This is a genomic window from Nocardia panacis, from assembly GCF_003598715.1.
In the GTDB taxonomy this organism is placed as follows: domain Bacteria; phylum Actinomycetota; class Actinomycetes; order Mycobacteriales; family Mycobacteriaceae; genus Nocardia; species Nocardia panacis.
Window position 1 is genome coordinate 416,995 of the sequence record NZ_QZFU01000019.1, and the last position, 22,178, is coordinate 439,172.

General features: G+C 68.9%; 22 protein-coding genes. 6 read left to right on the forward strand and 16 right to left on the reverse strand.

Annotated elements, in window-relative coordinates; all coding sequences use genetic code 11:
- Positions 1 to 8: 8 nt before the first annotated feature.
- From D5S18_RS16700 to D5S18_RS16710, 3 genes are all read right to left on the reverse strand, one after another.
- A complete protein-coding gene (locus D5S18_RS16700) occupies positions 9 to 977 on the reverse strand; it encodes a lysophospholipid acyltransferase family protein (RefSeq protein WP_239003851.1) in 969 nt (322 codons plus the stop codon).
- 5 nt (positions 978 to 982) lie between these two features.
- A complete protein-coding gene (locus D5S18_RS16705) occupies positions 983 to 1,807 on the reverse strand; it encodes a GNAT family N-acetyltransferase (protein WP_120041905.1) in 825 nt (274 codons plus the stop codon).
- 368 nt (positions 1,808 to 2,175) lie between these two features.
- On the reverse strand, positions 2,176 to 3,468 hold the full coding sequence (locus D5S18_RS16710; protein ID WP_120041906.1) for an NAD(P)/FAD-dependent oxidoreductase: 1,293 nt from the start codon (positions 3,466 to 3,468) through the stop codon (positions 2,176 to 2,178).
- Between the two features lie 112 nt (positions 3,469 to 3,580).
- Here D5S18_RS16710 and D5S18_RS16715 point away from each other — a divergent pair, with 112 nt between their 5' ends.
- Positions 3,581 to 4,435: a LysR family transcriptional regulator gene (locus tag D5S18_RS16715; protein ID WP_120042202.1), complete on the forward strand. Its 855-nt coding sequence runs from the start codon at positions 3,581 to 3,583 to the stop codon at positions 4,433 to 4,435.
- Positions 4,436 to 4,488: 53 nt separating this feature from the next.
- Here the strand turns inward: D5S18_RS16715 and D5S18_RS16720 are convergent, their stop codons facing one another.
- Positions 4,489 to 5,445 (reverse strand): electron transfer flavoprotein subunit alpha/FixB family protein, encoded by a 957-nt coding sequence (locus tag D5S18_RS16720; protein WP_120041907.1) that lies wholly within the window; start codon positions 5,443 to 5,445, stop codon positions 4,489 to 4,491.
- 41 nt (positions 5,446 to 5,486) lie between these two features.
- Positions 5,487 to 6,272, reverse strand: a complete 786-nt coding sequence (locus D5S18_RS16725) for an electron transfer flavoprotein subunit beta/FixA family protein (RefSeq protein ID WP_120041908.1) — start codon at positions 6,270 to 6,272, stop codon at positions 5,487 to 5,489.
- Positions 6,273 to 6,454: 182 nt separating this feature from the next.
- Between D5S18_RS16725 and D5S18_RS16730 the strand changes: the two genes are divergently transcribed.
- From D5S18_RS16730 to D5S18_RS16740, 3 genes are read left to right on the forward strand one after another with little or no spacing between them, the layout of a single operon-like run.
- A complete protein-coding gene (locus D5S18_RS16730; protein ID WP_120041909.1) occupies positions 6,455 to 7,243 on the forward strand; it encodes a class I SAM-dependent methyltransferase in 789 nt (262 codons plus the stop codon).
- Positions 7,240 to 8,769, forward strand: coding sequence for a 1,4-alpha-glucan branching protein domain-containing protein (locus tag D5S18_RS16735; RefSeq protein WP_120041910.1), 1,530 nt, complete (start codon positions 7,240 to 7,242; stop codon positions 8,767 to 8,769). Before D5S18_RS16730 ends, D5S18_RS16735 begins: the two co-directional genes overlap by 4 nt.
- The gene (locus D5S18_RS16740; protein WP_120041911.1) at positions 8,766 to 10,019 is read left to right on the forward strand and encodes a glycosyltransferase family 4 protein; all 1,254 of its coding nucleotides are present in this window, start codon (positions 8,766 to 8,768) and stop codon (positions 10,017 to 10,019) included. The genes D5S18_RS16735 and D5S18_RS16740 overlap by 4 nt, the downstream gene beginning before the upstream one ends.
- A gap of 18 nt (positions 10,020 to 10,037) precedes the next feature.
- On the opposite strand, the gene D5S18_RS16745 is transcribed toward D5S18_RS16740, so the two are convergent.
- Positions 10,038 to 11,363, reverse strand: a complete 1,326-nt coding sequence (locus tag D5S18_RS16745; RefSeq protein ID WP_239003812.1) for an outer membrane protein assembly factor BamB family protein — start codon at positions 11,361 to 11,363, stop codon at positions 10,038 to 10,040.
- A 146-nt stretch (positions 11,364 to 11,509) separates the two neighbouring features.
- Here D5S18_RS16745 and D5S18_RS16750 point away from each other — a divergent pair, with 146 nt between their 5' ends.
- Together D5S18_RS16750 and D5S18_RS16755 are read left to right on the forward strand one after the other, a co-directional pair.
- Entirely contained in the window at positions 11,510 to 12,256 is a 747-nt protein-coding gene (locus D5S18_RS16750) for an acyltransferase (protein WP_120041912.1), read from the forward strand.
- Between the two features lie 3 nt (positions 12,257 to 12,259).
- Positions 12,260 to 12,802: a DUF1697 domain-containing protein gene (locus D5S18_RS16755; protein ID WP_239003813.1), complete on the forward strand. Its 543-nt coding sequence runs from the start codon at positions 12,260 to 12,262 to the stop codon at positions 12,800 to 12,802.
- Here the strand turns inward: D5S18_RS16755 and D5S18_RS16760 are convergent.
- The 10 genes from D5S18_RS16760 to ctaD all read right to left on the reverse strand — a co-directional run bounded on the left by D5S18_RS16760 (position 12,783) and on the right by ctaD (position 22,178).
- Positions 12,783 to 13,955, reverse strand: coding sequence for a THUMP-like domain-containing protein (locus D5S18_RS16760; protein ID WP_120041913.1), 1,173 nt, complete (start codon positions 13,953 to 13,955; stop codon positions 12,783 to 12,785). The two genes, D5S18_RS16755 and D5S18_RS16760, sit on opposite strands and share 20 nt — an antisense overlap.
- Complete coding sequence (locus D5S18_RS16765; RefSeq protein ID WP_120041914.1) at positions 13,956 to 14,954, reverse strand: class I SAM-dependent methyltransferase; 999 nt, start codon at positions 14,952 to 14,954, stop codon at positions 13,956 to 13,958.
- Between the two features lie 27 nt (positions 14,955 to 14,981).
- The gene (locus D5S18_RS16770) at positions 14,982 to 15,755 is read right to left on the reverse strand and encodes an enoyl-CoA hydratase-related protein (RefSeq protein ID WP_120041915.1); all 774 of its coding nucleotides are present in this window, start codon (positions 15,753 to 15,755) and stop codon (positions 14,982 to 14,984) included.
- Positions 15,756 to 15,774: 19 nt separating this feature from the next.
- The gene (locus D5S18_RS16775) at positions 15,775 to 16,545 is read right to left on the reverse strand and encodes an NUDIX hydrolase (RefSeq protein WP_239003852.1); all 771 of its coding nucleotides are present in this window, start codon (positions 16,543 to 16,545) and stop codon (positions 15,775 to 15,777) included.
- 86 nt (positions 16,546 to 16,631) lie between these two features.
- Positions 16,632 to 17,465, reverse strand: coding sequence for an ABC transporter ATP-binding protein (locus D5S18_RS16780; protein ID WP_120041917.1), 834 nt, complete (start codon positions 17,463 to 17,465; stop codon positions 16,632 to 16,634).
- A 72-nt stretch (positions 17,466 to 17,537) separates the two neighbouring features.
- Positions 17,538 to 17,717: a hypothetical protein gene (locus D5S18_RS16785; protein ID WP_120041918.1), complete on the reverse strand. Its 180-nt coding sequence runs from the start codon at positions 17,715 to 17,717 to the stop codon at positions 17,538 to 17,540.
- An 87-nt stretch (positions 17,718 to 17,804) separates the two neighbouring features.
- Positions 17,805 to 18,608: an aminoacyl-tRNA hydrolase gene (locus D5S18_RS16790; protein ID WP_120041919.1), complete on the reverse strand. Its 804-nt coding sequence runs from the start codon at positions 18,606 to 18,608 to the stop codon at positions 17,805 to 17,807.
- Positions 18,608 to 19,021, reverse strand: coding sequence for a protease inhibitor I42 family protein (locus D5S18_RS16795; protein ID WP_158607886.1), 414 nt, complete (start codon positions 19,019 to 19,021; stop codon positions 18,608 to 18,610). The genes D5S18_RS16790 and D5S18_RS16795 overlap by 1 nt, the downstream gene beginning before the upstream one ends.
- A 64-nt stretch (positions 19,022 to 19,085) precedes the next feature.
- A complete protein-coding gene (gene serB / locus D5S18_RS16800; protein WP_203236766.1) occupies positions 19,086 to 20,303 on the reverse strand; it encodes a phosphoserine phosphatase SerB in 1,218 nt (405 codons plus the stop codon).
- Positions 20,304 to 20,435: 132 nt separating this feature from the next.
- The gene (gene ctaD / locus D5S18_RS16805) at positions 20,436 to 22,178 is read right to left on the reverse strand and encodes an aa3-type cytochrome oxidase subunit I (protein WP_120041921.1); all 1,743 of its coding nucleotides are present in this window, start codon (positions 22,176 to 22,178) and stop codon (positions 20,436 to 20,438) included.

Genomic DNA, 22,178 nt, shown 5'->3' on the forward strand with positions numbered 1-22,178 from the left:
GCGGAAGTTCACTCGGCGTGCGAAACCGCCTGCGCACCGGTGCTTCGGTGGCGTCGTCCCGGCAACAACCTGCGGCGCGGCCTGCGGACGGCGGGTTCGGCGACAGCGGCGGTCTCGGGATCCTGTACACGAGTCGTGGTGGCTTCGATCCAGCCGTGGCCGTGGTGTAGTTCCGCGCCGCGCACGGCGCGTTCGCAGCGGCGGGCGAGTTCGCGGCGATCCTCGCCGGGCTCTTCGACCGGTTCGAGGGTGATCTCGACGGTCATCCCCCTGGTGGCCAGCACTCGGCGCGCCGAGCTCGCGAAGGTGTCGACACCCACGAATCCCGGTACCGTGCACTGGGTTTCCTCGCGATCGAGGTAGCGCAGCCGTACCGGCTGCACCGGGGCGCCCGCATCGATGGCGGACTGGAACAGCGCGGGGCGCATGGTCCCGTACGCACGACCGCACCAGGTGGTGCCCTCGGGGAAGACCACGACGGAATCGCCCGACCGCAGGCGCTCGGCCAGCGCGCCGACCACCTCGGGCAGTTCGCGCAACCGCTCCCGCTCGATGGGGATCACCCGCATCAATCGAGCCAAGCCGCCCAGCAGCGGCCAGTCGATCATGTCGGCGCGGGCCACGAATCCCACGGGCTGTACGGCGGCCAGCGCGACGATATCGGTCCAGCCGATATGTCCGGTCACCACCAGCGCGCCCGCACCATAGCCGTCCTGTCCGTTGTCGATGATCCGCAGTCGTATTCCGAGGCAGCGCAGCAGCATTCGCGCATAGCGCCGCTGCACGCGCGAACGCGACCGCGCCGGGGTGCACACATGGACCACCGGGTAGCTGAACAGCACACCCGCGATTCCGGTGAGGCGCAACAGCATTCGCGCCCCAGAGACCTGATCGACGGATTCGATGCAGCCGGGTCCGCAGGGACTGGTCGGCATCCAGGCGTGGACCTGCGCGGCGGGGGGCGCGTCGAAGACCATCGGGCTCACCGCCCGTCGAATCCGGCGGCGGCGCCCTGTAACCGCTGCAGGTACCGGCGGTTGATGGTGTCCAGGCCGAGCAGCACCACGAAGTCGGCGACGCCGAAGTCCGGATCGTGTGCGGGTTCACCGCAGATCTCGGCGCCGAGGCGCAGGTAGCCACGCAGTAGCGGAGGCAGTTTGGGTCGCGCGGGGGCGGGCAGTTCGTCCAGGGTTCGTCCGTCGACCACGACCGGATTCAGCGGGCGCACCCGGCGCTCGGGATCGCAGCCGTGGCGGCCGAGCAGCAGATCGCGCACACCGCGCACGTTCACGCCGGGCGCGTCCGCCGCGGTGTCGCGCATCGGGACCGACACGCAGCCCATCACCCAGTCGTATCCGGTCAACTGGATGTAGTGCAGGATGCCCGCCCACATCAGGGTCACCACCGAACCATTGCGATGATCGGGCAGCACGCAGGCGCGACCCATCTCCACGATCCGCTGACCGACCGGATCCAGTTGGCTCAGATCGAATTCCGTCGCCGTGTAGTACCCGCCCGCCGCGTCGAGCCGGTCCGGCGGCAGCATCCGGTAGCAGCCGACGAACTCCTCGGTGCGGTCGTCGCGCACCAGCAGGTGGTCGCAATGCTCGTCGAAGCGGTCGGCGTCGAGTCCGCTGCCGTCGTCCGGGATGCGGAAGCCCGGCTCGTTGGCGAAGACGTGGTAGCGCAGCCGCTGGGCCGCCGCGCGGTGCTCGGCGTCGGAGGACACGACCAGTGAGTACCGAGACCGTTCCACCCCGGTGTCCGTCGGTCGAGCCGGGGCCGTCAACACGGACGTAATAGTCATATTCGTGATGAGACCGGTTCGACACTGCGTTGGGGCGACTTCGGAGTGTCAGCCCGATGCCGCTTCGGTGAACGAGATGACGGTCACACCGGCCGTTCACCGACCGGACGCGCCTCGTTTTCGTTTCCAGCGCCCTACCAGCGCATTTCGCTTGCCGGACGGTTCCGCGCCGGTAGTGAGCCACATTCGAGGCCCCTGCGCCCGCCCGCCGCCGGCCCGGCAAACCCGGCGTCAACCGCGAGCACAGCCGACCAGACCGGACTGTGCCGCACCCGATCTTCTGACAACCCGGATAGACACCCGATCCCGGCCCGATACCGAGGCGACGGAGCCCTCACGCAATCCGCCGACCCGGTATCGCGCCCGGATCAAGCGGCGCGCCGCTCGGGCAATTCGAGCACCTTGGCCTCGCGCTCGGCCTCGGCGAATCCGGGTCGCCCGGTGCCGATGAACGCGACCAGCCACGAAAGCACCGCCGCGAACCGGTTGCGGAAGCCCACCAGGTAGAACAGGTGCACCGCGAGCCACACGAACCAGGCCAGGAAGCCTTTGAAGGTGATCCGGTCGTTGATCTTGGTGACCGCGCTGAACCGACTGATCACCGCCATCGAACCCTTGTCCCAGTAGGTGAACGGGGTGCCGGGCTGCTTCTTGCGGCGGATGATGTCGGCGGCGTGCCTGCCCTCCTGCATGGCCACCGGCGACTGGCCCGGATAGCCGTTGAGCGAGGTCATATCGCCGATGGCGTAGATATCGGCGTGCCCACCGACGGTGAGGTCCTGGTTGATGAGCAGTCGCCCGGCCCGGTCGGTCGGCGCGCCGGTGGCCTCGGCCAGCACCTCGGCGAATCCGCCCGCCTGGACGCCCGCCGACCACACCACGGTCTCGGCGGCGATGCGGCGCTGCTCGCCCGCCTTGTCCTTGACGGTGACCCAGCCGGTCTCGATATCGGTGACGAAGGTGCCGACCAGCACCTCGACGCCGCCGCGGGTCAACGACTGCTTCGCGTATTCCGAGAGTCCGCCGCCGAACGGGGGCAGCACCTCGCCTGCGCCCTCGACCAGGGTCACCGAGATCTCCTGGTGGTAGTGCCTGCGCGCGAGTTCCTTCAACTGGCCCGCGACCTCCACGCCGGTCGCGCCCGCACCGACCACCACGAAGCTCAGCAGGCTCGCCGCGGTCTGCGCATCGGCGCCCTTGGCCTCGGCGAAGACGCGCTCGATCTGCGCGCGCAGCAGTTTGGCGTCGTCGATCGTCTTGAGCGAGTACGTCTTCTCCGCGAAGTCGTCGCGGCCGAAGTACGACTGGCTCGCGCCGGTGGCCGCGATCAGCGAGCCGTAGCGGATGCGACGCTTCCCCTCGGCAGTCTCGTAGGTCAGCACCGCGCCCGCGGCGTCGATCGCGGTGACCCGCCCGAGGCGCACATCGGCCTCGCGATGCCTGCGCAGCACGGTCGCGATGGGCGGGGCGATCTCCCCCGAGGCCAGCACACCGGTCGCTACCTGGTACAACAGCGGCTGGAAGAGATGCTCGGGCGTGCTGGAGATCAGCACATGGTGGATACCCGATTTGGCCAATTGCTTGGCCGCGGCGAGTCCACCGAAGCCCGACCCGACGATTACGACCTCCGCGGTTTCGATCCCCGCGTCCTCGAACTGCATGACAGCCTCCTTCACTCATTACCAACCGTCATTTTGAACGCGGATGTTCCAGGGGATAGAGACCATAATGGAGATGACTCTTATCTGGATCTGTCATGAATGGGAGGCGATGATGGAACTTCGCCAGCTCACCTACTTCGTCGCGGTGTGCGAGGAGCTCAGCTTCAGCGGTGCCGCGGCGCGGTGTTTTATCTCACAGTCGGCGATCAGTCACCAGATCTCCCGGCTGGAACGCGATCTCGGGGCGCAACTGTTCGAGCGGTCGACCCGCTCGGTGGTGCCCACGGACGCGACCACGCGGCTACTTCCCCTCGCGAAACAGATGCTCAGCCTCGAGTCGGCCATCCGGGCGGCGGTGCGCAGTTCCGGACCGCGAGTTCGGTTGGCGGCCAACATGTCCTTCGCGACCCGCTCGCTGTCGGCCATCGCCAGCACCCGCGCCACCCACTCGGGCGCGGAGATCGAATTCGTCATCAAACCGTTCCGGCAGCGCATCGCGGCGGTCGCCGACGGCGACTGCGATCTGGCGCTGATCCGGGGCAGCGTCGATCAGCCGGGGCTCGCCGTCGAACAGCTGTGGGTGGAGGATCTGGTCATCGCCGCCTCGCCCGGACATCCGCTGGCCACTCGCGACCACGTCAGCCTCGCCGAGTTGAGCCGCTACCCGCTGCTGCTGCCGCCGGAACAGGAGCAGGTGCTGCTGCACACCATCATTCGCCAGCACTTTGCCGAGCAGGCCAGCGGACCGACCTACGGCCCGCCCATCCCGCCGGACCACACCGCCTCGCTCGAGCTCATCAACCGGCCCGATGCCTGGACGGTGCTCTATGCCGAGAGTTCCACCGAGGGGTTGGTGGTGCTGCGTCCGGCCGATGACCGTCTGCGGATCCCGGTTTCGGCGGTGTTGCGCGCCGATGCGCGCCGCTCACCCATTCTGGAGACGCTGCTGAATACCTTGCATCGCTGAAATGCCAACGGCCCCCTGGCATTTCGCCGGGGGGCCGTCTGGACGCGCGGGTGTCAGCCCTTGTGCGCCTTCACCGCTTCGGTCAGTTGCGGCGTGACATTGAACAGGTCGCCGACGATGCCGTAGTCCGCGATCTCGAAGATCGGGGCCTCCTCGTCCTTGTTGACCGCGACGATGGTCTTCGAGGTCTGCATACCCGCCCGGTGCTGGATCGCGCCGGAGATGCCCAGGGCGACGTACAGCTGGGGGGACACCGTCTTGCCGGTCTGGCCGACCTGGAACTGGCCAGGGTAGTAGCCGGAGTCGACGGCGGCGCGGGATGCGCCGACGGCCGCGCCGAGCGAATCGGCCAGCGCCTCGACCACCGCGAAGTTGTCGGCGGAGCCGACGCCGCGGCCGCCGGAGACGACGATGGCCGCCTCGGTCAGTTCGGGACGGTCGCCGCCGACGATCGGCTCGCGCGAGACGACCTTGACCACGCCGTCCTCCTGCGCGGGCACCTCGACGGTGACCCGCTCGCCCGCACCGGCCTGCGGCGCGGCCTCGATGGCGCCGGGGCGCACCGAGATGACCGGCACATCGCCGGTGGCCTTGGCCTCGACGGTGAACGCGCCACCGAAGATGGAGTGCACGACCGAGCCGTCTGCCTTCAGATCGATGACGTCGATGAGCAGACCGGAGCCGATGCGGGCGGCGAGGCGACCCGACACCTCCTTGCCCTCGGCGGTGGCGGCGACCAGCACGGCGGCCGGGGCGGTCGACTCGACCAGACCCGCGAGCACGTCGACCTTCGGGGTGACCAGGTAGCCCTCGACATCGTCGGATTCGGCGATGTAGATCTTGGCCGCGCCCGCGTTGGTCAGGGCGTCGGCCAGCTTCTCGCCGGTGCCTGCCGGACCGAGCACGACGGCCGCGGGCTCGCCCAGGGTGCGGGCCGCGGTGAGCAGTTCGGTGCTGACCTTCTTGATCGCACCGTCGGCGTGCTCGACGAGCACCAGTACTTCTGCCATGTGTGTTGTCTCCTAGGAAGTTTCAGCTAGCCGTGCCGCGATCAGATGATCTTCGAGGCGATCAGGTACTGGGCGATCCGGTTGCCGCCCTCACCCTCGTCGGCGATCTTCTCGCCCGCGGTGCGCGCCGGCTTCGGGGTGGCGGCGGTGACCGCGGTGCCCGAGTTGGCGACGCCGACGGTCGACGGGTCGACACCCAGGTCGGCCAGGGTGAAGACCTGAACTTCCTTCTTCTTCGCGGCCATGATGCCCTTGAAGGACGGGAAGCGCGGCTCGTTGATCTTCTCGGTGACCGAGACGATGGCGGGCAGCGTGGCCTCCAGCTTGAACACGCCCTCGTCGGTCTCGCGCTCGCCGGTGATCTTGCTGCCGTCGACGGTCAGCTTGCGCAGGTGGGTCAGCTGCGGCAGGCCCAGGTACTCGGCGATGATCGCCGGGACCGCGCCCGCGCGGCCGTCGGTGGCCTCATTGCCCGCGATGACCAGTTCGGTGCCCTCGATCTGGCCGAGCGCCGAGGCGAGCACCCAGGCGGTCTGCACGGCGTCGGAGCCGTGGATGGCCGGGTCGTTGATGTGGATGGCCTTGTCCGCGCCCATGGACAGGGCCTTGCGGATGGCCTCGTTGGCGCGGTCCGGGCCTGCGGCCAGCACGGTGACCTCACCGCCCTGGGCCTCCTTGATCAGCAGCGCCTCCTCGACGGCGCGCTCATTGATCTCGTCGAGGACGGCGTCGGCGGCCTCGCGGTCCAGGGTGTAGTCGCCGTCGGTCAGCTTGCGCTCGGACCAGGTGTCGGGGACCTGCTTGATGAGTACGACGATGTTCGGCATTGGTCTTCGTCGACCTCCTGTTCTGGGTGGCACGTGGTGGTGGTCGCACGATCGGAGCCGTACGCCCGTGTGAGTAGCTCAGGGCGGAACATTACCCTACGTTAAGTTACTCGTGGGTAACTTGCCGCGCGGGTCACTCCCTGGCGACAGCGCGCGCGGGCTCCACAAGTAACGTCGGACCGATGAGCGAGGCTGTGATCCCTGCCCCGGCCACCGACGCCGACGCCCTCGAACCGCTACCACTGACCGGCGAACGCACCGTACCCGGCATAGCCGAGGAGAATTACTGGTTCCGCAGGCACGAGATCGCCTACGCCCGACTGCTCGACCGCTGCGCGGGAAAAGCAGTGCTCGAGGCCGGATCGGGCGAGGGTTACGGCGCGAACATGATCGCCGAGGTGGCCACCGAGGTCACCGGCGTCGACTACGACGCGGGCGCGGTGGCGCATGTGCGGGCCAGGTATCCGAGGGTCGAGATGATCCACGGCAATCTCGCCGCGCTGCCACTGGCGGACGCCTCGGTCGATGTCGTGGTGAATTTCCAGGTCATCGAACATCTTTGGGATCAGGGGCAATTCCTGCGGGAGTGCCTGCGGGTGCTGCGCCCCGGCGGCGAACTGCTCATCAGCACGCCCAACCGGATCACCTTCTCCCCCGGCCGCGATACGCCGCTCAACCCGTTCCACACCCGCGAACTCAATGCGGCCGAACTGACCGAACTGCTGGTCGAGGCTGGTTTTCGGGTATCGAAGACGCTGGGCGTGCACCACGGCCCCGCACTGCGGGCACTGGATGTCAAACACGGCGGCTCGTTCATCGACGCGCAGATCGAGCGGGCGCTGGCGGGCACGCCATGGCCCGCCGAACTGACCGCCGACGTCGCCGCCGTCACCGTCGACGATTTCGAACTCGTCGAGGCCGATATCGATGCGAGCCTGGATCTGGTCACCATCGCGGTGAAACCCGCATGAGGTCAACCGATTCGGCGGTACCCGGCCAGTTCGCGCTGGTCCTGCACTCACACCTGCCGTGGCTGGCCCATCATGGGCGCTGGCCGGTCGGCGAGGAATGGCTCTACCAATCCTGGGCCGCCGCTTACCTTCCCGTTGTTCGGGTGCTCAGAACCCTTGCCGCCGAAGGCCGTTCGCATCTGCTCAGCCTCGGCATCACCCCGGTGCTCGCCGCCCAGCTCGACGATCCGCACTGCCTGGCGGGTATGCACCACTGGCTGGGCAACTGGCAGTTGCGCGCCGACGAGGCCTCGATGGCGGGCAATATCGCCCTCGGCAGGCACGAACATCGACTGGCCGCGGCCGCTACCGCGGACTTCGAACAAAACTGGCGACACGGCGCGGCCCCCATCTGGCGCGAGCTGATCGAGGCCGAGACCATCGAACTGCTCGGCGGACCGCTGGCGCACCCGTTCCAGCCGCTGCTCGATCCCAGGCTGCGCACCTTCCAACTGCGCGAGGGACTGGCCGACGCGCGCCACCGCTGGGGTCGCACACCCACCGGAATCTGGGCGCCGGAGTGCGGCTACACGCCCGGCATGGAAGCCGAGTACGCCGCCGTAGGTGTGACGCATTTCATGGTGGACGGACCCGCGCTGCGCGGCGAGACCACCCTCGGGCGGCCGGTACGCGACTCCGAGGTGGTCGCCTTCGGCCGCGACCTCCAGGTCAGCTATCGAGTCTGGTCCCCCAAATCCGGCTATCCGGGCCACGGCGCCTACCGCGACTTCCACCACTACGACCACACGACCGGCCTGAAACCCGCCAGGGTCACCGGCAAGACCGTGGCGGGTCCGGACAAGGCCCCCTACGATCCCGAACTCGCCGCCGCCGCCGTGACGCGCGATGTCGCGGATTTCGTGCACACCGTGCGGGAGCGCCTGATCGCCGAATCGGCGCGCATCGGCCGACCCGCGCTGGTGGTCGCCGCCTTCGACACCGAACTGTTCGGGCACTGGTGGCACGAGGGGCCGCAGTGGCTGGCGCAGGTGCTGCGGGCGCTACCCGAGGCCGGTGTCACCGTCGGCACCCTCGCCGACGCCAGGGCGCGCGGATTCGTCGGCGCACCGGTCGAATTGACCGACTCCTCCTGGGGTTCCGGCAAGGACTGGCGGGTTTGGGCGGGCGAGCAGGTCCGGGATCTGGTCGAACTGAACGCCGAGATCGTGCGGCTCGCACTCGACACCGTCGACAAGACGCGCGGCGCCGGTCCCGCCCTGCGCGACCGGGTGGCCGATCAGGTGCTGCGCGAGGCCATCCTCGCCGTCTCCAGCGACTGGGCGTTCATGGTCAGCAAGGATTCCGCGGCCGGATACGCCCGCGACCGCGCGCACCAGCACGCGCACGCCGTGCGCGAGATCGCCGCGGCCCTCGGCGCGGGCCAACTCGCGAAGGCGGGTCGGTTGGCGGCAGGATGGAGCGTGGCCGACGGACTCTTTCCCGGTCTCGACGCGCGACGGCTCGCCCCCGCGGAAGGACAGGCATGAAGATCTTGATGGTGTCGTGGGAGTACCCGCCGGTCGTGGTCGGCGGCCTCGGCAGACACGTGCACCACCTCGCGGTGGAACTGGCCGCCGCCGGTCACGAGGTCGTGGTCCTGTCGCGGCGGCCATCGGGCACCGATGCCGCCACCCATCCGACCCATTCGTTCATCGCCGAGGGCGTCCTGGTGGTCGCGGTGGCCGAGGACCCGCCGTGCTTCGACTTCGGCGCGGACATGCTCGCCTGGACCCTGGCCATGGGCCACGCCATGGTGCGCGCGGGCATCGCACTGGGCAAACCCGGTATCGGCGACGGCTGGACCCCCGATGTGGTGCACGCCCACGACTGGCTGGTCGCGCATCCGGGCATCGCGCTGGCCGAGTACTACGACGTGCCACTGGTATCGACCATCCACGCCACCGAGGCGGGCAGGCACAGCGGTTGGGTCGCGGGCCGGGTCAACCGACAGGTGCATTCGGTGGAGTGGTGGCTGGCCAACGAATCCGACGCGCTCATCACCTGCTCGACCTCCATGCAGGACGAGGTGGCGCGGCTCTACGGGGCCGAACGCATCCCCATGACCGTCATCCGCAATGGAATCGACGTGGGCGCGTGGACCTTTCGGCCGCGCGCCCCGCGCTCCGGCCCGCCCCGACTGCTCTACGTCGGCAGGCTCGAATACGAGAAGGGCGTCCAGGACGCCATCGCCGCGCTGCCGCGCATCCGTCGCGCCCATCCGGGCACCACGCTGACCGTCGCGGGCGTCGGCACCCAGTTCGAGTGGCTGCGCGAGCGGGCCAGGGTGCACCGGGTGGCCAGAGCGGTCACCTTCGCGGGTCAACTCGGCCACGAACAACTGCTGGGCTGGCTGCACGGCGCGGACGCCATCGTGCTGCCCAGCCGCTACGAACCGTTCGGCATCGTCGCGCTGGAGGCGGCGGCGGCGGGCACCCCGCTGGTCACCGCCACGGCGGGCGGGCTCGGCGAGGCCGTCATCGACGGCGTCACCGGGGCCTCTTTCGAACCGGCCGATATCGACGGGCTGGTGCAGGCCGTCCGCGCCACCCTGGACGATCCGGCGGCGGCACAGCAGCGTGCGTACGCCGCGCGCGAACGCCTCACCGCCGATTTCGCCTGGGAGGTGGTGGCGGCGGAGACCACGCAGGTCTACAGCGCGGCCAAGCGTCGGGTGCGCAATCCGCTCGGACGGCCGAATATCGTGGAACGCCCACTGCCGGAACGCGATCCGAAGTAGCGGCCCAGGGCCTAGGGCCTAGCTGTTCGGTTTGAAGACGAACACCTCGCCGATGCGGGTGGCGACCACCACCTCGCCCTGCGGGCCGATCGCCGGGCCGGTGGTGGAGCCCAGCGCGTCGGGCAGCAGTTCGGAATCCACGGTGGCGCCGGATTTGGTGTCGAAGGTGATCAGGTTCAGGCCATCGCCGATGGCCGCCACCGTGTAACCGGTATTGCCCGCGGTCTGGACCGGGGTGCCGCGCAGCGCGAGATCCTTGCGCTCCCAGAGGTTCTCGGCCCGGTCGCCCGCGTCGCGCAGGGCCAGCAGGTAGCCGTCGTCGCCCGCCGGGATGATCCGACCGTCCTCGGCGACCGAGATCCCGCCGCGCGCAACGAATTCCAACTGCCGCACCCAGCGGGTCGCGCCACTGGCGGTATCGACGGCGATGAGGCGGGCGGAATTGTCGCCCACGTAGACGGTGCGGCCGTCGGCGGAGAGTGTGGGTCCCGCGGACGCGCCCCTGGTGAGCATTTCTGCGAACCACTCGCGTTCGACCTTGCCGTCGTGGTAGCGCAGCGCGACCAGCGCCGCGGCGGGATGGCCCGGCTGCCACAGCGTCACGTAGATGCGGCCGGATCGCGGGTCGACGGCGGCATTGGTGGCCACCGGGCACTGCGGACCACCGAGCCTGCAGTCGTCCATGCCCTGCGCCGAGGCCGGGCGGATCAGGTCCGGCACGGCCAGCGGGTCCGGCTCGCCGAGCAGTTGCAGGGTGGGCGTGACGCGCGCGCCGGTCTGGCGGTTGAGCACATCGACCTGACCGGTCTGGGTGATCGACAGCAGATTTCCGTCGGCGGTGAACTGGGCGGCGATCGGCACACCCGCCACCGGCGTGCGCCAGCGCGGCTGACCCAGATAGTTGAACGAATTCATCGAGCCGTCGTCGCCCACATAGACATTCGTCGTGCCGTCGACGGCCGTCGGCGCGGAGACCGCGCTCGCCATGGGCGAATCCGGAGTGATCGGATTGCAGAAGCGTTTGCGGCCGGTGGCCATCTGCAACGAATAGATCGAGCAGGTGGCGGTGCGGGTGGTGACGAACATCTGCCCGTCCGGACCGATGGTGACGGGCTGGGCGATCGGACCACCGAGCGGGCGCGCCCAGTTCAGCGTCACCTTGCGCGAACCGACCACCGGGCTGGTGCCGCTGGCGCGGCCGTCGTGATAGGCGGCGGGCCAACCCTTTCCGGGGCCGACGGTGATGTCGTCGGTGGTGGTGGCGCCGCAGGCGGATAGGGCGAGCACGCCGACCATCGACATCGCCGCGAGCACGGGACTTGCCAGAACGCCGCCGCTACGCACCCTGCTGCACTCCCTGTCGTCGATGCGGGACACTGCTTCGCCGCGAGCCACTGTTTCGCCGCGAGCCACTGTACGGGAGGGCTCGCCGCGGGCGCGCGTGTACCCATTACCCTCGGAACCATCAGACCACGACAGGAGACAAGTCCGTGACGAGCATGTGGGGCGCACCGCTGCGCTCGCGGTGGCGCGGTTCGCGCAGGCGCGATCCGCAGCAGGCGCGATTTCTGACCGCGGCATCGCTGCGCTGGGTGCTCGCCAACCGCGCGTACACGCCGTGGTATCTGGTGCGCTACTACCGGCTGTTCAAGTTCAAGATGGCCAATCCGCATATCGTGCTGCGCGGCATGGTGTTCCTGGGCCGCGGGGTCGAGGTGCACGCCACCCCGGAGTTGGCGCGCATGGAGATCGGCCGCTGGGTGCACATCGGCGACGGCAATGCCATTCGCTGCCACGAGGGTTCGCTGCGCATCGGCGACAAGGTGGTCTTCGGCAAGGACAATGTCGTCAACACCTACCTCGATATCGAGATCGGCGAGTCGACGCTGGTCGCCGACTGGTGCTACATCTGCGATTTCGACCACCGCATGGACGACATAAATATGCCGATCAAGGATCAGGGCATCGTCAAGAGTCCGGTCCGCATCGGACCCGATACCTGGGTCGCGGCCAAGGTGACGGTGCTGCGCGACACCCGCGTCGGCCGCGGCTGCGTGCTGGGCGCGCACGCGGTGGTGAAGGGCGAGATCCCCGACTACAGCATCGCCGTCGGCGCGCCGGCCAAAGTGGTCAAGAATCGCAAGGCCGCCTGGGAGGCGGGGGCGGAGGAGCGCGCGAAATACCTTGCGGCGCTCGAGGATATCGAGCGCAAGAAAAACGGCGCGAAGACGGGCTAGGCAGTGACCAATCGCTACGCCGCGCTACTGCGCGGCATCATGCCGTCCAATCCGAATATGACCGGGGCCAAGCTGCGCGGCGTCCTGGACGGCTTGGGCTTCGAGGGCGTCGGCTCGCTATTGGCCAGCGGCAATCTGGTGTTCCGCACCGAGTCGACCGACGCCGCCGCCCTGGAGACCCGAATCCAGCGGGCGCTCAATGCCGAACTCGGCATTGCGGGCGGCACCATCGTGCGCGAGTACGCCGAACTGCGGGCGCTGGTGGACAGCGATCCGTTCCACGGGCTGACCCACTCCCGTGCGACCTATCTCGTCGCCACCTTCTTCAAGTCCGCCGAAATCCCCACCGAGATATCGGATTTCGATGATCCCCTGGTCCGCATCGTCCGCATCGACCCGGCGGCGCGCGCCATCCTGGCAGTCGTCGACGACAGCACCGGACCCACCACCGCCTACATGGCCCGACTCGACAAGCGCTACGGCAAGGACATCACCACCCGCACCTGGCTGACGGTGCAGAAGATCGTCAAGAAGTTGGAGCAGTAGCGGCGCACAGAAAGGCGGCGGGGGTGCGACCGATTCGGGTCAGCACCAGCGTATAGGGTCGCGTGCCTTCGGGTTTCAGTCGACGGCGCAGCTGGTCGGGATCGATGTCCACGCCCCTGGTCATGATCTCCAACTGCCCGCAGTCGCGGCGGCGCAATTCCGCGCGCAGGGTCTTCTCGCGCAGGTCGAGTCGGTCCAGGACGCGGAAGCCGCGCATCCCTTCGGGGACCCGGTCGCCGGTGAGGTACGCGATACGCGGATCCAGTTGCCACAGGCCGTATCTGGCGGCATAGTGGCGCACCAGCCCGGCGCGCACCACCGCCCCGTCCGGATCGACGATCCACTCGCCGGGCTCGCGCTCCGGAATGTCGGAAGGGTCGGCGTCGGTGACGGTTTCGACTCGACCTGCCCGAAGTACGGTGGCGCGCCGGGTTATTCCGAATTCGGACAGTCCGGCCGACCACAGGCACGCCTCGCGCACCGCGCCGTCGAGCGAGACCACCTCGACCTCGCCCGCCCAGTCGAGTGCGTCGAAATCCAAACCGGGAGCGCATTTCACGACCAGATCCCGACCGGGATAGGCCGCGAGCAGATCGGGCAGCGGCGGTTGGAGCTTGGCCGGGTCGTGGGTGCGCCGCCCGTCGGCGCGCCGCGCCGGATCGGCCACCACCACCGCGGCGCGGCTGACCGGAACCAGGGCATCCGCCTTGGCCAGCAAGATATTTCGAGCGTCACCGAGATTGTGCGCGGCCATATCCAGACGCACCTGATCCAGATCGCTGCCCACCACGGCGGGACAGGTCCTGCGCAGTTCGGCCAGCTCCGCGCCGATCGAGCAGGTCACATCGTGCACCGCGCGACCGGCCAGGCGGGCCGCACGATGGCGAGCCACCGCCGTCGGCGTCGCCTGCTGCAAGGCGTCATCGGTGAACAGCCACTGCTCGGTGTCGGCCAGTTTCGCGGCGGCCCGCCGCCGCAGCCGGACCGTCTCCACCAAGGCGGGCGCGTGCGCGCCGTAGGCGCGCCGCAGCCGCTCCAGATCGCGCAGCAGCGTCGCGGGCGTCAACTCCAACCGCGCCGCCTGCGCCAGCGCGGCGCTACCCGCCGCGCCGACCAAATAGGCGATATCGGCGCGGCCGAAGCCGTAGGCCATCTACTCGCCCTCTTCGCCTTTCAATACAACGCTGCCTTCCGGCTTCACGCCCGTGATCATGGCGTTGTAGAAGAACTGCCGCGGCACGAAGCGGCGCATGACATTCTCGTCCAGCCAGCTCAGCCCGAGCCAGGCCCGATACATGGCCATCCGGTAGCGCCACGTCAGCTTCTCGGCGGGCACCGCGGCCTCGAAGGTGCGCACCGGCCAACCCCACAGCGCCGCCGCGAACTCATCGGTGGTGGCCTTGACCTCGACCGCGCCCGCGGAGCGCGCCATCGTCTCCAGATCGCGCGGATCGAAGGTGTGCAGGTCCACCACGGCCTCCAGCGCCGCGGCGCGCGAGGATTCGTCCAACTCCTCCTGCGAGCGCCGCCAACCCGCCAGGAACGGCAGCTTGGTCACCTCGATGGTGGCCTTCCAGGTGATCCGCCCCAGCCAGCGGGCGTAGAAATTGCCCACGGTCGTCGGCTCACCCGCGAAGACCAGACGCCCACCGGGCTTGAGCACCCGCAGGCACTCTTTGAGCGCCAATTCCACATCCGGGATGTGATGCAGTACGGCGTGGCCGACCACCAGATCGAAGGTGTTGTCCTCGTACGGGATGGTCTCGGCGTCGGCGACGCGACCGTCCACGTCCAGGCCCAGATGCTCGGCGTTACGCAGGGCGACCTTCACCATGCCCGGCGACAGGTCGGTGACCGAACCCGACGCGGCCACCCCGGCCTGTATCAGGTTCAGCAGGAAGAAGCCGGTGCCACAACCCAATTCGAGGGCGCGCCCGTACGGCAGCGGGGCCGGGCCGACCGCGGCGTCGAAGCGGCCGCGGGCGTATTCGATACAGCGCTCGTCGTAGGAGATGGACCATTTGTCGTCGTAGGTCTCGGCCTCCCAGTCGTGGTAGAGCACCTGGGCGAGCTTCGTATCCTTGAATGCTGCCTCGACCTCGGCCTCGGTGGCGTGCGGGTGCGGCGCGGGGTCGTCGGGGTGAACCGTCATGAAGGGGAAGAGTACCGATACGCCCGACTAACGCCCGATGAAGGTCACGCAGTCGGGTCCGTCGGCGACGTATGAGCGGGCACCTGCCCGCAGATCCTCGGTGTCGAACAACTCGGCCCACTCGCTGCGCGCGCGCTCCGCGTCCGCCGGGCCTGCCGCGAAGACGGCCTTGGCCGCCGCGAGGGCACGGGTGGGGGCATCGAGGAAACCGGTCGCCCACGTCATGGCGGCGGTGAAGACATCGTCGGGCGGGACCACCGCGTCCACCAAGCCGAGGGTCAGCGCCTCATCCGGCTCGACGAAGCGGCCGGTGTAGACCAGATCCCTGGCGGCGGACTCGCCGATCAGCCGGGCCAGTCGGCCCGGGCCCTGTAGCGGGATGAGGCCCGCTTTGATCTGCGGCAGACCGAGTTTGACATTGTCGCCGATGATGCGGCGATCCGCGCCGAGCGCCAACTCCAGGCCGCCGCCGAGGCAGTAGCCGCTGATGGCCGTGACCGTCGGCCGGGGCAGCCGGGCCAGGCAGGACAGGGCGCGTTGCAGATCCCCGGCCAAGGCCCGCGCCGTCGCGACATCGAGGTCGGCCAGTTCGGCCAGATCGTCACCCGCGCAGAACACCCGTTCGTCGCCGTAGACCACGACCGCGGCCACCCGCGGCTGCGCGGCGATCGCCTCGGCCGCCGCCGCCACCTCCCGCGCCAACTGGACGTTCAGCAGGTTCAGCGGCGGGCGCGCCAGCCGCAGCACGGCGACCCCGCGCGTTCCGGTATCCGGCAGATCGACGGTGACGAATTCGGCCATGGCAGGCACGCTACGTCATTCAGTCCGGCAGGACGCTCCTGAGCTGTTCGACATCGGGCAGATCGGCGAAATAGCGCTCGCCGTTCGGGAAGCGCAGCACCGCACCGCCATTGTGTCCGACGAACTCCGGCATGATCGGCTCGATGACCCGCTCCTGCGCCAGCATTGCCGCAGTGGTGGCGAATTCGCCGAGCGCGACCAACTGCGCCCAGGTGGGCGGCAGCAGGATGTCCGCGCCCGCCCGCCAACCCGCCAGTGCGGCGGCGGGGGTGCGCCAGTTCACCTCTGCGGCCTCGGAGGTGGCGCCGTCGGCGCGTTGGCCCTCGGGCAGCACGGCGAGGAAGAACCGGGTGTCGTAGCGGCGCGGCTCCACCACGGGGGTGATCCAATTCGCCCACGGCCGAAGCAGATCCGCGCGCAGCACCAGCCGCTCCTGTGCGAGGAAGGCCGCCAGCGACACCTCACGGCGCTCCAGGCGGCCCCTGGCCTCCTGATAGCCGGAGGTGTCGGCCACGACGGATTCGGCCCTCGGCCCGGCCAACAGCACGCCGCACTCCTCGAAGGTCTCCCGCACCGCCGCGCACACCAGCGCCTTGGCCCGCGCCTCGGAGGTGGCGAAGCGTTCGGCCCACCAGGCGGGTTCCGGACCGGCCCAAGCGATCTCGGCGGAGCCGTCGGTGGGGTCGACGCCGCCGCCGGGGAAGACCGTCATCCCCGCAGCGAAGGCCATCGCGCCGACGCGACGCTGCAGGAAGACCTCGGGACCGTGCCCGCCGTCGCGCACCAGCATCACCGTCGAGGCGTCCTTGGGCGGCACCGCAGTTATCTCACTCACAACTGCACCATAACGCGCGGTCGCTATACGGCGTCAACCAGTCAATTCGTGCGATGCCTGCCCGCGCGGGCCTTGCGTCGAGCGAAGTAGCGGCCGTCCACCTGATCCAGCGTGATCGACTGACGGAACGCGCCGCTCAGATTCTCGGCCGTCAGCACATCCGACAGCAAGCCCGCAGCGACCACCTCGCCCTCGTTGAGCAGCAGCCCGTGGGTGAAACCCGGCGGGATCTCCTCGACGTGATGGGTGACCAGCACGATCGCGGGCGAATCCGGATCGGCGGCCAGATCGCCGAGCCGCTCCACCAACTCCTCGCGACCGCCCAGATCCAGTCCGGCGGCAGGCTCGTCGAGCAGCAGCAGTTCCGGATCCGTCATCAGCGCCCTGGCGATCAGCACCCGCTTGCGCTCGCCCTCCGACAGGGTGCCGTAGGTGCGGTCGTGCAGATGTTCGGCGCCGAGACTCTCCAGCATGTCGATGGCGCGCTCGGTGTCGACCTCGTCGTAGCGCTCCCGCCAGCGGCCGAGCACCGCGTACCCGGCCGAGACCACCAGATCGCCGACCTTCTCCTCCGTCGGCACCCGCGCGGCCACGGCCGCCGAGGACAATCCGATGCGCGGACGCAGTTCACTGATATCGACCCGGCCGAGCCGCTCGCCGAGCAGGTGGGCCTTGCCGGAGGTGGGATGGATATCGGCCGCGGCGATCCGCAGCAGCGAGGTCTTGCCCGCGCCGTTCGGGCCGAGGATCACCCAGCGTTCGTCGAGTTCGACCTGCCAGGTGACCGGGCCGACCAGGGTGCGGCCCGAGCGTCGGATCTTGACGTCGGTGAAGTCGATAAGAAGATCGGGATCGGGTTGCGACACGCGCTCCATCTTGGCCCACCTCGCACCCTGCGTGCCACCGCGGGCGGGGGGCGCGCCGGATCGTTCCGGGCAGACGGGGGGTCAGCGACAGGTGCCGTTGTGGTCGGGCAGCCGGCGACCGGGGGAAAGGCCCTGGCCGCCACGGATATTCGGGTGGTCGGAACCCTCCGGGTCCCGCGAGCGGAACAGGCGGGCGACGATCAGCGCGATTGGCACCGAGCACACCGCCCAGATGGCCAGGACTACCAGTAGCGTCGTCATGAGACCGCGATCCCTTCCCTCGACCCCTGCATCCCAGTCATACCCGTTTCGGTCCAACGGATACCGAGTTTGCGACTCGCATCCCGTTCAGCGCCCCGGAACCCGGATATGTGGCGGGTGCAGTCCCCCTATCCGGCTGCGCCACTGCGCGGCGGGCGCCGCGATGACCGTCATCGAGCCGGGCGCGACCTCGGTGAAACCCGCGTCGCGCACCGCGGTGGCGGCGCCGAGCCGGACCCGCTCGCACAACCCGCGCCACCGGTCGGCATCGGCTTCCCGCACGGCGCAGCGGAATTCGAGTTCCGACCAGTGCCGCACCGCATCGAGATCCAGCGCGCCCGCCAGCAGCATGCTCGCGTGCCCCACCTGGGCGGCGGCCTTGCCGAGGGTCATCCCCAGCGCCGAATTCACCCACAGCACCGGCAGATTCGGATCGGCGGGTCCGGGATCATCGTGTTCCAGATCGGTGCCGCCGATCTGGAGGCGTCGAATTCGCGGATCCACCTCCCCCACCGGACCGGGCACGAAGGCACGGGCCTGCGCGCCCGCCACCTCGGCGGTGACCCCGGCGACCTCGGTGGCCGCGACCCACTGCGCGCCGCGAGCCCGCCTGGCCACCTTGCGAATTCGCGACCGCTTCCAGGCGAGATAGCGCTGCGACCACTCCCCGTCCGGTCCGACTCGCTCGTCCATGCACAGCTCGACGGTCGCGGTGGCCGCGGCCGCGAGCAGCGCGCTGCGCGCCGGCGGGTCCGCCTTGGGCAGGTGCAGCACCAACTGCATGGCCTGCACATGCGCCGGATCGGCCGGGTCCGCTCTGTCGCCGTATCCCGCGGCCAATTCCGCGTAGCGCAGGCGGAAACCCTCGGTCTCGCAGTCGAGCTCCGACATCACAGCACCTTGATCGTGAGCGAGAACTTCTGCGCCGGTTCCATCCCCTGCTCCCACGGACGCGAGTAGTCGAGATTGAGCCGGGTGGCGCCGAGATCCTTGGCGACGAACCGCAGCACCGCGGTTCCGCCCGAGCCCGGCGCCACGGGCGTCTTCGGATCGGGACGGTAGTCCGGGTCGCCGTCCTCGCCGAGCACGTTCCGGTCGAGATCGGCTATGCGCCAGGCGTATCCGGTGCTCGGATTGGCGGGCAGGGTGACGCTCAACGCCTCACCCGGCCGCAGGGTGCGCTCCTGGCCGCTGTCGGTCTCGGTGACCGCGACAGCGGCGGGCGGGGCCTCGGCCCTGCCGTCGTTCTTGCCGCAGGCCACCAGGCTCACCCCGAGCAGCACTACAACCAGGGCCTCGCGCACCCGTCCTCCGATCGCCGAATGAGCAGTGTCCGGGCCAGCCTACCGACGCGCCCCGACCACCCACTCAGCCCAGCGGCACCCGGCGCAGCAGTCCGTCGCGCGCGTCGGCGGCCTCCACCTCGTCGCGGGTGACGCCGAGAATGAACAGCACCGCGTCCAGGAACGGATGCGACAGCGCCGCGTCGGCCACCTCGCGCAGCGCGGGTTTGGCGTTGAAGGCGATACCGAGACCCGCCGCGTTGAGCATGTCGATATCGTTCGCGCCGTCGCCGACGGCCACCGTCTGCTCCATCGGCACCCCGGCCTCGGCCGCGAACTTGCGCAGCGCCGTGGCCTTGTACGCGCGGTCGACGATCTCGCCGGTGACCCGCCCGGTGAGTCGCCCGTCGCGGATCTCGAGCGTATTGGCCTGGACGAAATCCAATTCCAGTTCGTGCGCCAGCGGCTCGATCACCTGCCGAAAACCGCCGGAGACCACACCGCACCGGAATCCGAGCCTGCGCAGCGTGCGAATGGTGGTACGCGCGCCTGGCGTCAACTCGATCCGCTCGGCGACCTCCTCGATCACCGACTCGTCCAAACCGGCCAGCGTCGCCACCCGCTGCCGCAGCGATTCGGCGAAATCCAGCTCGCCGCGCATGGCCGCCTCGGTGACCCGCCTGACCTCGTCCTCCACCCCCGCGTGCGCGGCCAGCATCTCGATGACCTCGCCCTGGATCAGGGTGGAGTCCACATCGAAAACGATGAGCCGCTTGTTGCGTCGCGCCAGTCCGGCCCGCTCCACGGCCACGTCGACCCGCTCGGCCACCGCCACGTCGGCCAGCGCGGTGCGCAGGCTCGAATCGGTGTCGGCCCCGGTGTCGGTGGCGGTGACCAACAGCTCCATCCCGGTGACGGGATAGTCGGCGATCCCGCGGATGGAATCGATATTCGCGCCGAGCGCCGCCAACCGCCGGGAGATGGCGCTGAAGGCGCGGGCGGTGACCGGATTGCCCAGGACGACCACGGCGTGGGTCGACACGGGTTGGCGCACCGACGTGGCGTCCACCTCGACATCGACGTGCATGCCGACGGTGTTCATCGCCTCCTCGAGTTCGTCCTGTAGCGACTCGGGATCATTCGGGCAGGTGATGAGCACGCCGAGGGTGAGTTTGCCCCGGATGACGACCTGTTCGACATCGAGCAGGCTCACCTGGTGTCGCGACATGGCCGCGAGCAGTACCGAGGTGACGCCGGGCCGGTCGGGTCCGGTGACGGTGACGAGAACGGTGGTGTCGGCCACATCAGCTCCAAGAATCACGATTTGCCGTCCCTGTGCTCGACCCCGTTGTCAGTTCGCTCGGGCGGAAATTCTCTCCACAAACGAGTGTGCACCCGCTGATGGCCCAGCGGGTGCACACCCCTTATTCGACTGCTACTTGGTAGCTACCGCGCCCTCGTGGACCTCGGTGGCGTGTTTGCCCGAGCCCCAGCCCACGTGCGCCTCGGCGCGCATGCGCTCGATCATGTGCGGGTAGTGCAGCTCGAAGGCGGGACGCTCCGAGCGGATGCGCGGCAGCTCGTAGAAGTTGTGCCGCGGCGGCGGGCAGGAGGTGGCCCACTCCAGGGAGTTGCCGTAGCCCCACGGATCGTCGACCGTGACGACCTCGCCGTAGCGGTAGCTCTTGAAGACGTTCCACAGGAACGGCAGCATCGACGCGCCCAGGATGAAGGCGCCGATGGTGGAAATGGTGTTCAGCGTGGTGAATCCGTCGCTGGGCAGGTAGTCGGCGTAGCGGCGCGGCATACCCTCGGCGCCCAGCCAGTGCTGCACCAGGAAGGTGGTGTGGAACCCGATGAAGGTGGTCCAGAAGTGCCACTTGGCCAAGCGCTCGTCCAGCATGCGGCCGGTCATCTTGGGGAACCAGAAGTAGATGCCCGCGTAGGTGGCGAACACGATGGTGCCGAAGAGCACGTAGTGGAAGTGGGCGACCACGAAGTAGGTGTCGGTGACGTGGAAGTCCAGCGGCGGGCTGGCCAGGATGACACCGGACAATCCGCCGAAGAGGAAGGTGACCAGGAAGCCCACCGAGAACAGCATCGGTGATTCGAAGGTCAATTGACCCCGCCACATGGTGCCGATCCAGTTGAAGAACTTCACGCCGGTGGGCACCGCGATGAGGAAGGTCATGAACGAGAAGTACGGCAGCAGCACCGCGCCGGTGGCGTACATGTGGTGCGCCCACACCGCGATCGACAGCGCGGCGATACCCAGCGTGGCGTAAACCAGCGTGGTGTAACCGAAGATCGGCTTACGGCTGAAGACGGGGAAGATCTCGGAGACGATGCCGAAGAACGGCAGCGCGATGATGTACACCTCGGGGTGGCCGAAGAACCAGAACAGGTGCTGGTAGAGCAGGATGCCGCCGGTCGCCGGATCGTAGATGTGGCCACCGAGGTGACGGTCGTAGGCCAGGCCGAACAGGGCCGCGGTCAGCAGCGGGAAGGCCAGCAGGATCAGCACGCTGGTGACGGCGATATTCCAGGTGAAGATCGGCATGCGGAACATGGTCATACCGGGCGCGCGCAGGCAGACCACGGTGGTGAGCATGTTGACACCGCCGAGGATGGTGCCCAGACCGGAGACGGCCAAGCCCAGGATCCACAGGTCGGTGCCGACACCCGGCGAATGCAGGATGTCGGTCAGCGGGACGTAGGCCGTCCAGCCGAAGTCCGCCGCGCCGCCGGGGGTGATGAAACCCGCCGTGGCCATGGTCGCGCCGAAGGCGTAGAGCCAGTAGCTGAAGGCGTTCAGGCGTGGGAAGGCGACGTCGGGGGCGCCGATCTGCAGCGGCAGAATGATATTGGCGAAGCCGAACACGATCGCCGTCGCGTAGAACAGCAGCATGATCGTGCCGTGCATGGTGAACAGCTGATTGAACTGCTCGGGCGAGAGGAACTGCAGGCCGGGACGCGCCAACTCACCGCGCATCAGCAGGGCCATCAGGCCACCGATGAGGAAGAAGGCCATCGAGGTGGTCAGGTACATGACACCGAGGACCTTCGGGTCCGTGGTGGTGACCATCTTGTAGATGAAGGAACCCTTCGGCCCGGTCCGAGCCGGAAACGGCCGAGTCGCTTCCAATTGAGGGACTGGCTTGGGCTCTACGGCAGTCAC